Origin of the sequence: Roseimaritima sediminicola, assembly GCF_009618275.1 — a bacterium.
In the GTDB taxonomy this organism is placed as follows: Bacteria; Planctomycetota; Planctomycetia; order Pirellulales; family Pirellulaceae; genus Roseimaritima; species Roseimaritima sediminicola.
This window is the reverse complement of sequence record NZ_WIAD01000009.1, coordinates 1-15208: the sequence shown is the minus strand read 5'-3', so window position 1 is coordinate 15208 and position 15208 is coordinate 1. Positions and strand designations below refer to the sequence as shown.

General features: G+C 59.3%; 12 protein-coding genes. 3 read left to right on the top strand and 9 right to left on the bottom strand.

What is annotated here, in order from left to right; all coding sequences use genetic code 11:
• Nucleotides 1–106: 106 nt before the first annotated feature.
• Nucleotides 107–1285, bottom strand: coding sequence for an outer membrane protein assembly factor BamB family protein (locus GE027_RS07025; protein ID WP_153556484.1), 1179 nt, complete (start codon nucleotides 1283–1285; stop codon nucleotides 107–109).
• Nucleotides 1286–1511: 226 nt separating this feature from the next.
• Here GE027_RS07025 and aroE point away from each other — a divergent pair, with 226 nt between their 5' ends.
• Genes aroE through GE027_RS07010 form a run of 3 tightly spaced genes read left to right on the top strand, consistent with a single transcriptional unit; the run spans nucleotide 1512 to nucleotide 4438 of the window.
• A complete protein-coding gene (gene aroE, locus GE027_RS07020; RefSeq protein ID WP_153556483.1) occupies nucleotides 1512–3011 on the top strand; it encodes a shikimate dehydrogenase in 1500 nt (499 codons plus the stop codon).
• Nucleotides 3008–3538: a GNAT family N-acetyltransferase gene (locus GE027_RS07015; RefSeq protein WP_153556482.1), complete on the top strand. Its 531-nt coding sequence runs from the start codon at nucleotides 3008–3010 to the stop codon at nucleotides 3536–3538. The genes aroE and GE027_RS07015 overlap by 4 nt, the downstream gene beginning before the upstream one ends.
• A gap of 51 nt (nucleotides 3539–3589) precedes the next feature.
• Nucleotides 3590–4438 carry a 50S ribosomal protein L11 methyltransferase gene (locus GE027_RS07010; RefSeq protein WP_153556481.1) on the top strand — a complete coding sequence of 283 codons (849 nt, stop codon included), beginning with the start codon at nucleotides 3590–3592 and terminating at the stop codon, nucleotides 4436–4438.
• A gap of 523 nt (nucleotides 4439–4961) precedes the next feature.
• Here GE027_RS07010 and GE027_RS07005 read toward each other — a convergent pair.
• From GE027_RS07005 to GE027_RS06970, 8 genes are all read right to left on the bottom strand, one after another.
• On the bottom strand, nucleotides 4962–7244 hold the full coding sequence (locus tag GE027_RS07005; RefSeq protein WP_153556480.1) for an FAD-dependent oxidoreductase: 2283 nt from the start codon (nucleotides 7242–7244) through the stop codon (nucleotides 4962–4964).
• 519 nt (nucleotides 7245–7763) lie between these two features.
• Nucleotides 7764–8123 carry a hypothetical protein gene (locus GE027_RS07000; RefSeq protein WP_153556479.1) on the bottom strand — a complete coding sequence of 120 codons (360 nt, stop codon included), beginning with the start codon at nucleotides 8121–8123 and terminating at the stop codon, nucleotides 7764–7766.
• A gap of 930 nt (nucleotides 8124–9053) precedes the next feature.
• Nucleotides 9054–9284 (bottom strand): addiction module protein, encoded by a 231-nt coding sequence (locus tag GE027_RS06995; protein ID WP_162006609.1) that lies wholly within the window; start codon nucleotides 9282–9284, stop codon nucleotides 9054–9056.
• A 603-nt stretch (nucleotides 9285–9887) separates the two neighbouring features.
• Nucleotides 9888–10337: a hypothetical protein gene (locus GE027_RS06990; protein ID WP_153556477.1), complete on the bottom strand. Its 450-nt coding sequence runs from the start codon at nucleotides 10335–10337 to the stop codon at nucleotides 9888–9890.
• A gap of 612 nt (nucleotides 10338–10949) precedes the next feature.
• Nucleotides 10950–11429, bottom strand: a complete 480-nt coding sequence (locus GE027_RS06985; protein ID WP_153556476.1) for a DUF3750 domain-containing protein — start codon at nucleotides 11427–11429, stop codon at nucleotides 10950–10952.
• A 625-nt stretch (nucleotides 11430–12054) separates the two neighbouring features.
• A complete protein-coding gene (locus GE027_RS06980; RefSeq protein WP_153556475.1) occupies nucleotides 12055–12579 on the bottom strand; it encodes a hypothetical protein in 525 nt (174 codons plus the stop codon).
• A 105-nt stretch (nucleotides 12580–12684) separates the two neighbouring features.
• Nucleotides 12685–13332 (bottom strand): hypothetical protein, encoded by a 648-nt coding sequence (locus tag GE027_RS06975; RefSeq protein ID WP_153556474.1) that lies wholly within the window; start codon nucleotides 13330–13332, stop codon nucleotides 12685–12687.
• A 130-nt stretch (nucleotides 13333–13462) separates the two neighbouring features.
• A complete protein-coding gene (locus GE027_RS06970; RefSeq protein ID WP_153556473.1) occupies nucleotides 13463–14170 on the bottom strand; it encodes a hypothetical protein in 708 nt (235 codons plus the stop codon).
• Between the last annotated feature and the right edge of the window lie 1038 nt (nucleotides 14171–15208).

Below are 15208 nucleotides of genomic sequence, written 5' to 3'. Positions count from 1 at the left end.
CTTGTGGGGAGAGCGGACGTGCGTGCGGAGTGTGGCGCGAGGCGAAGCGTGGAGGCGGGGTGAGCGGCAGGAAGTTAGTGGCGAGAGACGAGCGGCGGAAAGCCGGTCAGGAGGCGGGGCCCAGGGCGATCACGACGCCATCGTCATTGGCCAAGATTAATTGCTGGCCGACGATTGCGGGAGGCGCCAGGAACGAGCCCCGGAATTCGGTTTCGCTCTTCAAGGTTCCGTCGGCCAATGCAAAGCGGTACAGGCGTCCGTCGGTGGCCGCGATCCAGACGTCCTCTCCGGCGATCACCGGCGAGGCTTCGGCGAAACGACGCAGCGGTTTCTTCCACAGCTCCTCGCCCGTCTTGGGGTCCAGCGCCGTGACGCTGCGGAACTGGCTGCTCACGACGATCGCCGCGTCGCTGGCCGCCGGGCTGCTGCGGTATTCCTGATTGCGCTGCGGGTCGGCGTACTGCCACAGCGCTGTGTTGGCCTGCCAGTCGAAGGCTTTGACCAGTCCGCCGTGAGTGGTCAGAAAGGCGTGCTTGCCCATCACCGCCGGCGTGCTCAGCGTCGGTCCCTCCAAGGGCAGGGGGTCGGCGACGGCCTTGCCGGTTTTCAAATCCACACTGTGCAGTTGCCCATCGCAACCGCCCAAGAAGGTACGTGAACCGGCGATCGTGGGGCTGCACTGGATCTGGTCGGTGGTTTCGTACACCCACACCTTGCTGCCGTCGGCCGTTTTCAAGCAGTACAGATTGCCGTCCTGCGAAGGGATCAGCACCTTGCCATCGAAGAACGCGAATCCGGCGTTGATCTCGCCGCCGGTCTGAAACGTCCAGCGTTGTTTGCCGTCGGCGACGTTCAGGGCATACACCTGGCCGTTGTAATCGCCGATCACCAGCGTATCGCCGGAGATCGCCGGCGGCGCCAAGAAGCCGCCTTCGGTCTCGCTGGTCCAGCGTCTCTGGCCGGTTTGGGCGTCGATGGCGTGGACCGTGCCCTCGACATCGGCAACGTATACCACGCCTTGGACGACCACGGGCGTCGCTTCGATCGGCTCGCCAGCCTCGTACCGCCACTGTTCGCTCAGTTGCGCGGGCAGGCTCTCGGCCACCGCACCGGTGCCCTGTGGATTGGCTCGTTCTGTGGGCCAGTCCTGACCCGTTGGCTCCTGGACCGGAGGCTCCTTGACCGGTGGCTGGGGATCGGCGGCGGAGGCCACCGCACCGACCTGCAGGGCCCCCCACAGAACGCCACAAGAAAAAACACCGAACAGTACTCGTTTTACATTCATAGCTTCTATTATAAAGCGTCGGTCACCCCGCGTCTTTTCCCGCCCCGAGGAATCTGCTCTCCGAGAAAGATTCTTGGCTCGTGAAATTGCGAAGCCTGCGAAATCGGCAAAGTGCCCCCTTGGTGGGCGGGCCGCTTTCGACTAGCACTGTGCAAGCACTGCGTTTTTATTTTTTCTTGTTACCGCTGCGGCGGTGCGTTCGCCCCTCGTTTACCCCGCTTCTGGAATGATTTGCGTCAGTATCGGTCGAACCCGTCATACTCAGACAATCGCTGAACACAAACACCTGGCCGAACAGGGAATCCAGCTGGTGGAACTGCGGCTGGATTATATCGGCCGCGCGGTCGATCTGGGGCGTTTGCTGAAAGATCGGCCCTGCCCGGTCGTGGCGACGGCGCGGCGCCGGGAAGATGGCGGACGATGGTCGCGCAGCGAAGAAGAACGCCAGATGCTGCTGCGCAGCGCCATCGCCGCGGGCGTCGAGTACGTCGACATCGAAGCCGATGTGGCGGCGGATATCCCCCGCTATGGCAACACCAAGCGGATCATCAGCTTTCACGACTTTGAACAGACGCCCGACAACCTGGAAGAATTGCACGCCGCGATGGCCGCCGAGGATGCCGACATCGTCAAAATCGCGACGATGGCTAATTCCTTCGAAGACAACCTGCGGATGTTCGACCTGATGCAGAAAGCCAGTGTGCCGACCATCGGCCTGTGCATGGGCGAGATCGGTATGGTCAGCCGGATCTTGGCCTGCCGGATGGGCGCCCCGTTCTCCTACGCCACCTTCAGCTCCGACCGCACGCTCGCCCCGGGCCAGCTGAATTGGCGGCAGATGAAGGAGCTGTACCGCAGCGACCAACTGACGCCGCAGACCGAACTGTACGGCGTGGTCGCCGATCCGGTCGCCCACAGCCACAGCCCGCTGATCCATAACAAAGCCTTCGTGGCCGAAAACCGTGATTGCTGTTACCTGCCCCTGCGCGTGCCGGCCGAGGAACTGGAAGCCTTCGTCAATGCCGCTCCGGCTCTCGGGATCTCGGGCGTCAGCGTCACGATCCCGCACAAAGAGCGAGCTCTGGATCTGTGCAATCAAGCCGAATCGGCGGCGACCGGAATCGGCGCGATCAACACGATGATCTTCGACGACGATACGCGTCTGGGCTACAACACGGACTATCGCGCGGCGATGGATTGCATCTCGGCGGTGATTCCCTTGGGCGACGACGCCGATAAACCCTACAAGGATCTGGACGTCTTGGTTCTGGGCGCCGGCGGTGTCTCGCGAGCGATCGCCTGGGGCCTGAAGAATCGCGGCGCACGCGTCACGATCGCCAGCCGCACCCAGGCGCGCAGCGAAGCCTTGGCCAAAGAACTGGGCCTGAAATCCGTCGCTTGGGAAGAACGCCACGCACAGCCGGCAAAACTGTTGGTCAACGGCACCCCGGTGGGCATGCACCCTAACGTCGACGACAGCCCCTTCGATTTCGAAGTCGATGCGGTCGACGATTCGATGGTGGTCTTTGATACGGTCTACAACCCGGAACAGACACTGCTAATCAAGCACGCTCGTCGGCACGGGTGCCGTACAATTACGGGCGTCGATATGTTTGTCCGCCAAGCCTGCTACCAGTACAAACTGTTCACCGGCGCCGAACCTCCGGTCGGGCAGATGCGTCAAGCGATCAAAGAAGCGACCAGTCCCGTACGGATCAATCGATGAACGATCCCTCCGAACCTCCCGCCGACGCCTCCGGGCACCCCGCCGACGCCTCCGGGCACCCTGCTGATGCCTCCGAGCGTCCTGCCGACGCGGCGGCGGCCGCGCCGACCTACCGTCAAGCCGTACCGGAAGATGCGGTTTCGATCGCTGCCTTGATGGCTCCCGATGTGCGGCAACGCAAACTGCTTCGGCGGACGCTGGAGGAATTGATGGAATTGACCCGCCACGGCTTTGTCGCCCTCCGCGAAGATCGCATGGTGGGATTTTGTGCGGTGGAAATCTACAGCCGTAAAATGGCCGAGATCCAGTGCTTGGTCGTCGATCCGAGCTGCCGTACGCAAGGGATCGGTCGCGAACTGGTTCGCCGCAGCGTCGAGCGTGCCCGCGAGCTGGGCGTGATGGAAGTCATGGCGATCAGCTCATCGGAAGATTTTTTGCGCGGCTGCGGATTCGATTATGCCCTGCCCGATCAGAAACGCGCCATGTTCTGCCAGCTCCGCTCCCGGTACGATTCCGAAGAGGAATAAAGCTCGTTCCGAGCGATTCCTGCCTACCTGTTCCAGCGAAGGACCGACACCATGCTCGCGGTAAACCCACCGGCACCTCCGGCCCCACCGAAACCTTCGCCAACAACGCCGACGTACAAGCGAGTGTGGCTCGCCGCATGCCTGGTCACGCTGGTAGGAATCGCGGGCGGATGCCCCGGACGCGTGCGGCAAGACCTGTCCTACGAGCACGACGTGGTGCAGTCGTGGACCTTGGAATCGCTCTCTCCCCACGAAGTCGTGCAGTTCCGCACGGTGGCCTGGACGGGGGAGGAATCGGCGGCCTTGCGCAAGCAGATCACCGACCAGGCGGCCGCCGAAGCGCGCAGCGTGCTGGAGCTGCGAACCGGCACCGGCGTCCTGTCGCTGTTGTGCGCCCGCTCCGGTGCCACCCGCGTCGTGGCCACCGACGTCAATCCCGCGGCCGTCGCCTGCGCCCGCTACAACGCTGCTCGCCACGATCTCGACAACGTGCTCGAGGTCCGCGGCCGTGACGAGTCGATCGAATCGGCCAGCCCCTTTGCAGTGCTCCAAGCCGACGAGCGGTTCGATTTAATCCTCGCCCATGCTCCGTCGGAGGACGCGCCGATCGAATCGATCAGCGATCACGCTTTCTGTGATCCCGACTACCGCTGGCTGAGAGCGGTCCTGGAAGGCCTGCCACAACACCTCAAGCCCGGCGGACGCTGCCTGCTCAGCTTCACCCGAGGAACGCCGCTGGAAATCGTTCGAGAAACGGCCGAGGCGGAGGGCTGGACGAGCGAGCTGCTCGAAGAGCGAACCTGGGACGAAGACGACGAACAGGTCCATCCGGCGCAGGTGATCGAAATCAAACTGCCCATCGCAAAAGTGCAGACGCCGGCGGAATCGATGCGCGAGTAAAATCGTTTTCTTCCCTCTCCCCCGAAGCCTAAGGAGCCCGTCACCAGTGGCATAGGCTTCCAGCCTGTGGAAAACGCTTCGAGACAAGCGTTTACCAGAACGTTCCCCGGAGGGATTCGTCTATCTGCCCTGGTGCAATGTGATGCCACTGGTTCACAGGCTGGAAGCCTATGCCACTGCCACTCTCCCCCGAAGCCTAAGGAGCCCGTCACCAGTGGCATAGGCTTCCAGCCTGTGGTAAATGCTTCGAGACAAGCGTTTACCAGAACGTTCCCCGGAGGGATTCGTCTATCTGCCCTGGTGCGATGTGATGCCACTGGTTCACAGGCTGGAAGCCTATGCCACTGCCACTCTCCCCCGAAGCCTGAGGAGCCCGTCACCAGTGGCATAGGCTTCCAGCCTGTGGAAAACGCTTCGAGACAAGCGTTTACCAGAACGTTCCCCGGAGGGATTCGTCTATCTGCCCTGGTGCGATGTGATGCCACTGGTTCACAGGCTGGAAGCCTATGCCACTGCCACTGATTTACTCTTCAAGGCCCAGCAGACGAACGGCGTCGGCGTGCACGGTGCCCGCGGCATCTTCGGTGCTGATCGTCACCCACACCTTCTGGCCGGCTTCCAGTCGCAGCGTGCCCAGCACCGCTTCGGCGGCTTCTCGCGTTTGCTCGCCCCGCATATCGACGCGCGTTTCACCTCGCAACTGTTCGTCGACCGCCCAGGCCACGGGAACCCGCGTACCGCGATTGGGATGTGTTCCGTACAGAACGCTCAAGCGATACGTTCCCCCTTGCGGCACTTCGATGGGAAACCGGATCGAGGCATCGCTGTCGCCACCGGCGTACAGGTAACTGTATCCGACAAACCCTTTCAGGCCCGTTCCCGACGTCCATTTGCCTCGCTTGGCGGCCGCTTCATCGTCCACAACGATCCCGTCCATCTTCGCCGGATCGACGCCTTCCAGCGGCCCGCGCGGACCGGCCGAAGGCTGCACGTCATCGGGAATCTGAATGTCGGCGGCCACGGTTTCTCGCCGCGCCACACCCGGCAACTGCAACAGTTCGTCCAGTTCCGACCAGTACTGCTCGTACACGTCTCGGGGCCGGCAAGTGTGATCGATGCAGATCGAAGCCGCTTTCCCGACCACTTCTCCCATCATCCCGCAGGTCTTCATCACGCGCACCGTGCCGAGTGCCTCGTGCGTGACACTGACGCAGCGGCCGGCCATGAACAGGTTGGAAATGTTGCGTGAGTAGAAGCAGCGGTAGGGAACCGGGTAACCGTAGGAGCGATCCACGCGGCGATCGTGAACGGCCACGCTGATAAACGGATTGTCGGGGAATTTGTCGGCGTACTGCTGTTTGGGATAATGCAGGTCGATCGACCACGTGCTGGGCACGCAGCCGTCCTTGAACTGGTGCTTGTTGACGATGTGGTCTTGGGTCAGGATCACGTCGCCCAGCAAACGGCGGCTCTCCCGCGGCCCGCCGACGTAGGCGACCCAGGTCAGCACGGCGTTCGGGTGCCGCGCGGCACCGTCGCCGTTCTTCATCGCATTAAAAGCTCCGTAGACCGCGCGGAGGTTCCAGTCGCGAATCGCTTCGGCTCCGTTGATCGGATCCTTGTCAAAGCCGCTTTCCCAGAACCACTGGCCATGGTGATCGCGCGGATAGGGAAAGTCGCGCATGGTCAGCGGCAGAGCCCAGGGTGTTTCCGGAAAGCTCTGCGGTGTCTCGCGTTCGTCCCACCGCCACATATTGCTCATCCCCATCCGGCCCTTGGGGGTTTGTTCAAAGTCCGCTCCGGTCCATTCGCCCAACCAGCCATGGCCGGTGCAGTCGGCAAACAGCGGGGCCTTAAAGCGGCGTACATCGCCACTGCGAACATCGAAGGCATCGACCGACTGGATCACGCCGGCCTCGGTGGCCGCAGTAAAGGCGTGGTGATAGAGGAACAGGTCGATGTTCTTTTCGGCGCGGACGATTTGCTCTTTCATCTCGTCGCCGAACTCCTCTTTGCGTCCCGGCGACTTGGTGGCCTGGTCGCTGAACTCTTCGACGATCTCGCCGATCCGCGGGTACTTGCCGCGGCGGATCAACCCCATCGCCCACACCCGCACTTCGCTGGAACCATTGCCGCCCAGCACGCCGCGGTCTTGGATCAAGGCGACCCGGCATCCCATGCGAGCGGCCGACAGGGCCGTGGCCGTGCCCGCGTACCCGCCGCCGACGACGACCAGGTCGTACGAGCGGACGTCGACGTCGTCGCCGGTCAGCCCCAATTGATCGCGTCGCCAAGGCGAGAGGATTTCGGAATTGTTCGAAGGCGGCTCGTCGCCGGTCGTCAGGTAGATCGCGTCACAGCGGCCATCGAAACCGGTCAGATCGCGTAGCGTCAGTTCGACTTCGCCGGCGGCCAGCTCGACCGAGCCGCCGCTCTGCCATTGCCAGTCTTTGCCTTCGGTGCCGAAGGTGGTCTCGAGCGGTTTGCCATCAATCAGGATTTGAAAGCGACCGGGATCGCCCTGGGCATCCCAGCGTGCGACCCAGTCGAAGGTCCGGGCATACACCCGGTAGGTGCCTGCTTCGGGGATTTTGACCGTCGTCGTCGCGTCCTCGACCGGTTGGCCCAGCCCGTGAGCCAGCAGGTAGGGCGAGCCCATCGTCTGGATGAACTGGGTATCCAGTTTCCAGCCGCCGTGGTCGTCGAACGCTTCGGCTTCCACAAAGACTTCGGCAGCCGGCGCGGGGGACGACAAAACGCAGCTCAGAGCGGTAAACAAAGCAAGGGCAAGAAACGGTCGGAGCATGAATCGGATCTCGACGGTGATGGTGGGCAAAGGCGGTTTCGCCCTCCTAGTTTAACCGACACGCCGACCAGCGGGAGAACCGAGAAACACGGATTCGCAAAGCGGTTGTCGACGTGAGCCCGCTGCAGATTCAATTGCCTCCGGATCCGTTGGCGGTGGTTGAGAGCCTAGTCACGTCGGGACGTTTTCGCTCGGTTGACGACGCCGTGGCCTTTATCGCGAGAGACAAGCCGAGCGTTGTCTACCAGGATTCCAGCGGCATAACAGCAAGTCCCAGGGAACGACGTGGCTCGAGCCGATGCGCTGACCATGAAAGTCTCTCACGGAGACACGGAGGCACGGAGCCCGCGAATCACGCCAATGGACGCAAATCAATCGGCTTAACGCTGTCGGAAACCGACCGGCGAGATGATCGCACTGCAAAACGCAAGCGCAAGTAACGACCCGCATCACGGGGCGGAGGGAGTTGAGCATCCATTCGTAAAATAGTCTCCACCGCCGCTCCGTTGCATGCGATGGTTACGCCTTCTCTGTCGATCCAGCCATTTGCGAGCGTGACTCGTCCGGGAAGAACCGACGGTATTGAGAAATCGCGAGCACAAGGATCAGCAAGTTAAGGAACGAGATAAATGGTGCTGAAGATGCGAACGCGAGCACATGCAGCGCTGCCACGATCGCGAACAAAACGAAGACAATCCTCCATCGGCGGATCAACCCCATGATGAACAAGACCTTGGCCGCAAGCCAGATGGCTGCGACAGGATTCCCAAACATGATGAGGGAATTTCCAATGCCCTCAGCGGCGAGCAACGCTATCACAACCCAAAGTTGCCAAGGGACTCGGGCAATGTCGATACGAGACTTCTGGGGTTCGTTCATCAGAAATCAATCAAATGAGTAAGGGCCGATCCATGGCGTAACAGTAGACATCACGGGGGACGGAAGAAAGATTGTCCACTTCGAAAACCGCGCAAGCCGTCCTCCCGTGCAAGTCATGGTTCGCCGGTTCGGTTGCATTTGTCGAGCGACGCGATTTCGAGTCAAACCAGTAGCACAACCTATGGTGCTTCATTTGTAAGCGAGTGAGTCAATTGGTTGGGCGATCTGCCGCAAGGACCATCGTGCCACAAAATTTGCATGACCGAGTTCGCATGACGTCCTGCCCAAAGCCAACCAAACAACGGTTGCACGAGGGGCAGAGCAGTCCGAACCGCCGCTGCCTTTGCCATCCGTACCAGCGTCCTACGAAGAAGGGATACGAAACGAAGAACAGCAGTAGAGCTCCGAAAGCCCACTTCCCCACTCCGCCTGTCCTATCAGCCCAAGACGCCAGCGGGTGTAGTGCGAGTAAACCACCGAAAAACCAGACAAGAAAAATGACAGCGCGCTTGTTCCCACCTCGCTGGAACGCGGTGACCCGTCGCGTGAACTCTTTTGGTGGCAATGAGGTGCCCAATGCTATGCGGCGGCGGTAACGGGGCCGCCGCCAAAGACTTTGATTTCGAAACCCGTGTGATCGGCGGTTCCCGTTCACCGCTTGGTTCGTCCGAGTCTCGCAGAAGTAAAGCCCCGATGCTCCCGACAATCGAGCATGGCGACGACGTCAATAATCTCACCTGCCACCAGATAGTAGATCGCAAAGGGAAAACGCTGAGAGAGCTTACGATGGACCCCACAGCACTGCTCGTGGACGCCGGCAGTGGACCTAAGGCTTTCTAGGTCCTGCGGAGGCAATCGAGAAAGTGCACTTCGAGTCCGAGGGATAGACCAGCGTAGAACAACGAACCGTTGACCAGGTCCTCTCTGGCCTCATCCCTTAGCTCGACGTCCATTAAGCCGCTCCTTGACGTCATCCATAGCGGCATCCAGCGGAAGTCGCGGCTCGCGCGATGGATTCGCATCGCGATCAGCCAGAACGTCGCCATGCCAAGCCGGTGAGGAAAATTCCGCCGGCTGAGCGGACAGTTCGCCCCACAGGTAATTCATGGCGGCAACTTTTTCGCCAGGACTCAGCGACGACAGCAAATTCTCGATCGGCATGGGCATTCCTCCAGCGTCTAGTTTACACGCAGTGACATCGCCGGTAAACGGTGATCGAAGCGGACGAACGTCGGTGGTCACACGGCGGCGACCCTGGATTCGGTGAACACGACACGACGCTGCCGCCGCTCGGGTGCACCACTTGGTTCTTGCGAGGCGATTGCGTTAGCGAACAAGTCACCAACCAAATCGATCTCGCACGATCTCAGAATACAGGGCGAAACGGGACCGAGCAACAATCGACCGCGCAACTTCACAGGCCAGCAACTTTCGATAGACGCATCGACGGAACAAGCTTCTGACTCGTACTTGTACTCGTACTCAGCAACGCGGTACTCGTACTCGATTCGAGAGAAACTGCAGCATCGCAACCATGGCCGGGTCGGCGGTACATTGGCCACTCGTCACCGGACATTCGAGTAGGAGTACGAGTACCGGGCTGCGCCCTGAGTACGAGTACGACGATGCTCGTGCAAGAACGACCGACATCACCGGGTCGGGAGGGTTGATTGTCAATTGCCAAAACGCTCGCAAGCCCGATTCCGGTGCATGTCATGGTTCCCCGCGTTGTCGACTTTGTTGAAGATGAAAGTCTAGGATGCTTCAAAATGGATTAGCAAACTCGTCCCACTTTGCATCAGGAATGTGCGGCACAACTGTATCACTTGGGAATGACCGTCGCGATGGCTTTGAATCGTCAAGTGCATAGAAAACCTGGACATCGGATTCGATCTCGACAGGATCGCCGTCAACAATGCATCGCAAATGCCGATCAGGTGGATCAATGGCGATGAGGTCTACCCAGTGGAACGGTACGTTTCCGGATGGCTCGGTCGATTTGTGCAGGAGAATGATTTTCGGTTTTCCGTGACGGTCAACCAGTGTATGCGAGTGGACAATCGGAAAGGCATCAACGCTCGTGGTCTGCTGATTGAGATGCTGGACGTTCAGCTGCGCACGTGCGTGCAATAGGTTGCGTGTGAATACCGTTCCAACGAATATGGCCGCAGCAAGCAAAACGCAGAGGGAAGTGATCGTTGTGATTCGCGTCATGATTTCAGTCGGGGAACGTCCAAGATCACGTGGCACGGGCACAGGACTTGCGAGCAAACCGACAAACGAACCACCCGTGCTCACGTGCATTTGGTGGTTACTGTCTCACAAACGTTCTAGCCCGCGATAGTTTGAGTCACTCATTGTAACGCTCCCATCGCAGACGCGGCAAGCAAGAACAGGTGGCCGACGGTCAGTGGACGGAGCGTATCGACAGCGACCAGGCCGAAGGATAAAACGCAGAGGACACAGAGCACGCAGAGAACGGGCTGTACTTGGGACTCTGCGTCCCTCTGCGACTCTGCGTTTTGCAACGACCCCCGCATCCCGCTCAAGATGAAGCCTCGCAGGAATCGGCGATTAGCAAAGGTTGCCGGGACGATCAGCTGCAGCCAGCACGGATGAGGCATCGAGGGCCGCTCCGACACAAGGCATTCGGCCACCCAGCGCGGGAGCAGGGCGGCCGCGGGTCCCATTCGCAAGATGTGACGGCGTCCAACGCAAGACGTCAGCAGAACACGCTGAAACTACCCACGACCGACCTGCGAATTGATAGCGCCGCAGAACACAAGCGTCAGTAACGTCCGCCGTCACCGGGCGGCGAGAGTGATACTAACCATCAGAAATCGCGTCGACGCCGCTCCGGTGCACGGCATGGTTCGCCCATATCTTCGCGAGGCGGGAGCCATTGACATACCGCCGACCAAATCCTCGCCAGCCCAAAGCATACAGTGGACCAAGTACCCATTGCACGTATGTGTTGCTATTCGGGCCGGGGTAAATCCGGTAGCAATCGTTCCATGGGTAAACAGTCGGCGTCGATTCGATTCTCGTGGCGAGATAGACGGCGTCATCAGCGGTCCACCGATGAATGATGCGACCGGCGCCGTTACCAACACCAGACGAAGGACGCATCAGGTTTCGATGTAGGTGGCCCCATGACGTCTTACATTCACCAGGGGTTTGCCAAACCTCCCAGCGGTCAGGGGAGCCATCGCGGCAGACTACGAGCCAATGGTGCTCCGCAAAACGACCGAGGCCCGGGATCCGTGCCGTCCATAGGTCAACGATCGTTTCGGGTTGCAGCGACATTAGTTGGGCGAACGGTAGTGATCAGCGGGGACGGGCGAACGACCTGCAAGGAGACGAGAAAACGGACCACCCATCCTCCGTTGCATCACATGGTTACCCGATCTGAGTGGCGAGTTGTGGCACCAAGGCGAAACGTCAACAGGCATCGCCCGCTTCCGCACAGCGAAAGTATAACGGCAGCGAAAACATGCCAGTATCCGAAGTGCATTCGGTACGGGCCAAGCCAGGATTCACCAACGACGAAGACGGCCATCGCGATCGTCCAGATGGCGCTAATAAGCCAGAAGGGCAATTGATCAAAAGCCTTGACACCGAATGCGATTGCAATCCAGCAGAGCCAGATCAACGCGCCGGGTAGGGTGATGAGCCAAACCACTGTCAAAAGGAACGGAGTGCCAGACAGTGCGACAACACCAGTGAAGATGCGGAACCAAACCGGAATCCGTTTCGTCGGCTGCGGTCGCAATCGTGTCCCAACAGGTGGAGGAATCGCGAGAGGCTCGTATGGATTCACCATGGTCGTGTATGGGCCTGTGTCGGGTAACGTCCGGCATCACCGGGCGGGGAGAGTAAAGTTGTCCATTTCCAATTCGGCCGCAAGCCCCGCTCCGTGTGAATGCCATGGTTATCCGCCGTTGATTACGGTAGTTTCTCCCGGACCGGAAAAGGAAGCGAAACCGGGCAACGAGTCAGTCAGTGCATCACCAAACACATTCGCTTTCACCTCTACGCGAACGGGGAAATGGTCAGGCATCGAACCGCCCAAAAGACGTTCAAAGCGTGCGATGCAGTCATCCAAGTGATCCGTTCCGAATTGATAGGTTGCACCGTGCCATAATGCGATCCGATGGCCATCCGCGTCGAAAATGGTCGGCTTGAGATCCAGCACTGGATTCCCGGTAGAGTCGCCCCATGTCTCGATAAAGCCTTGGAGTAGAATCCCCGCGTGTGTACGGAAAGATGCGGCCACGATCGCCACGGTATCGTTGCCGATGGGCGAGTCGTCCGTCCAGGCACGGTATGCTTCGTCGTCAACGTCTTCGTACCACGGTTCGTCGTAGTCTGTCAGGTGGCAGTAAACCCACACCGGAAACGATGCAAGTTCGGAAGGCCCGATGTCGTCGCAGTTACGAAAGATCGGCTTAGTCATATGTCAGTCGGATAACGTTAGTGATCAGCGGGGACGGGCAAACGACTTGCAAGCAGACGAGAAAACAGGCCACCCGTCCTCCGTTGCATCACATGGTTATGCCCCCTACACGACCGCGGGTGAAGCAGACTTTTCGATATACGTCCTGAAATCAGGAGCTGACATCTTGCTATGCCGGCCATCATACGTGGAGCTATCCGCGTTGTATGCGGATGCCTTGCAGAAGATGACGAAAGAGCCTTTTATGTGTCGCGTGACAATCCTTGCGGTGCCAGGAAACGGAATCTCATTGCCATCAGGATCGTGTGACATGTAGCCGCGATCCCAGAGTGATCGGTCCAGGTATGTGCCATCGTCCAATTGAACAAGCTCTTCGTGGTCGAAAGCCAGTTCGTCGCAAACGCCAGATGGAGCAAGGTCGTCGCAGTCGATTCGGAAGTACGAGAACTCCATGTTGTCGGGAAATATCTCGCATGAAAGTCGATTCGCTTTTGCGATGGACGCACCACGCCCAAAGTTGAGATCAATGCATCCGCTATCGAGCGAGATCGAAGCGCCGGTAAGGTCGAGTCCGCCACCTCGAGGAAAGAACAAATGGTTAAGGTCTTTAGTTGCACCAACGTGGTTCAGAACAGCTACCATGTCTTGGTGGCAAGTCCACGAAGCACTTGATGGCATTGCAACGGGGAAAATGTTTGCGATCATCTGCTCCCATAGGGGGAGCATCTGTTGGCGGAATTCTTGTGTAGACATTGGCTAGCTGTGTTGGAGGAAATTGAGTGGCATAACGTTGGCGGTAACGGGGCCGCCGCGGAAAACTATGACTTCAAAACCCGCGTCACCGGCGGCTCCCGTTCACCGCTTTGTTCTGCCTCTACAACGGTTAGCGTTCATAATAATACGCTTTAAGCCAGTGGTAAACTCGGCCATTTGCAATGCACCAATCACCAAACGAATCACCGCCAGCCCCTTGGAATGTCTGCCAGTCGCGGACCTTGCCGTATAGTTCACTGAATTCATCTTCGAGCGTTGGGGCGATGTCAGGACTGGAAAACTTAGCTGCCATTGCCTTTGCACGATCCAAAGTCATGATCGCAGTGTCGATTTCGCCGATGAAGCAATCCGGCAGATGGTGGCATTGATGGTCCACATCAGCAAGATCGCGCGAGACGAGCCTGTAACGCGAAATATCGTCTGTTGGGTCAAGCGAGAGAGCGTTCGAGAAATGCTGGTGGTCGCCAGTTGCGAAACCAAGCCAGCGTTCCGGTATCGCGTTTGATGATTCTGATGCCGCCCATTGCCGCAACGTTGGCACGAGGAGTTGCTGGTTGAGCGGCGTTGGGATTAGCTTATGAACTTCGGGGTTGCGTAGGCTTGTGGAGTAGATCCAGTCGGCAAACTGTCTGCGGCCGTTGTCGCCCCACCCCGCAGCTTCGGCAATAAGTTCGGTGATAGCCTGTAGCGCTTGTGGACGGAGACCTCGTTCACGAAGACGGCAATACTGGGCAGACAGATTCCATTGCGGCTGATCGGCGATGGAATCAGCAACGGCAATTAGGCCTTCGAAGTTCTGTTGGTTCCAGTACCACACGAGAGAGGATGCCTTTGAGGCAGAACGTTTCAAATCACGTGGCACGGGCAAAGGACCAGCAAGCAAACCAAACAACGAACCACCCGTGCTCACTTGCATTTGTTGGTTACTGCCTCATGGTCGGATCCAATCCGCGGCGCCCCTGGCAGCTGCATTCTATCTGCGCCGCCGATGGATGAGCAAGCATCTTTGCAAGAGGACAGGTTCTCACGGAGTTCACAGAGGCACGGAGTCGAAGCAGGTGCCGGCGAGTCGGCGTAGCGTCAGACAAACCCGAGCGGATATCAACAAGCCGGCGGAGCCAGATGAGTCCGCCAAACACGAACCAGCTCTCGCCTATTCGCGATGTACGGGCAGATGCTTCCGCGCTCGATACCTCTTCGGCGAACGATACTAACCGACGCAAATGAATTCGGCCGCGCGTAGCTCGTCATCCCCGGGCCGCAGAGAAAGACAGGAAAATGGAGACAGGAAGCTGAGCAGCGCAGTCATTTTCCTGTCTCCATCTTTCTGTCAACAACCGCCAGCCCGATATCCAACGCCCGCAAAGTCGCGAAGGCACGCACGGTTGGAACAATGATCGCACCGCGGAACGCAAGCGGCAGTAACGTCGGTGGTCACACGGCGGCGACCCAGGATTTCGTGATCACAACGCGAGGTTGCCGCCGCTCGTGTGCACCACTTGGTTCTTGCGCGGCGATTGCACTAGCCGACGGTTCGCCAACCCTATCGGCCACGCATGACCTCAGGATAGCGGCCGAAAAGGGACCGAGCAAAAATTGACCGCGCAACTTCACAGGCCGGCGATTTTCGACGGACGCATCGACCGAGCAAACTTCGGCTGGGGGAATCGACCGAGCAAACTTCGACCGAGCAACTTTCACGAAGCTTGGCAATCGACTGCGCAACCATCACGGACCTGGGCTTTCTGCGGTTCGGTGCTCGCAGACTTGGGCGATCGACCGAGCAACCATGACGAAGCTTGGCGTTCGACCGCGCAACGACAGACAGCAAGAACGTTCAAAATCACGTTGCACG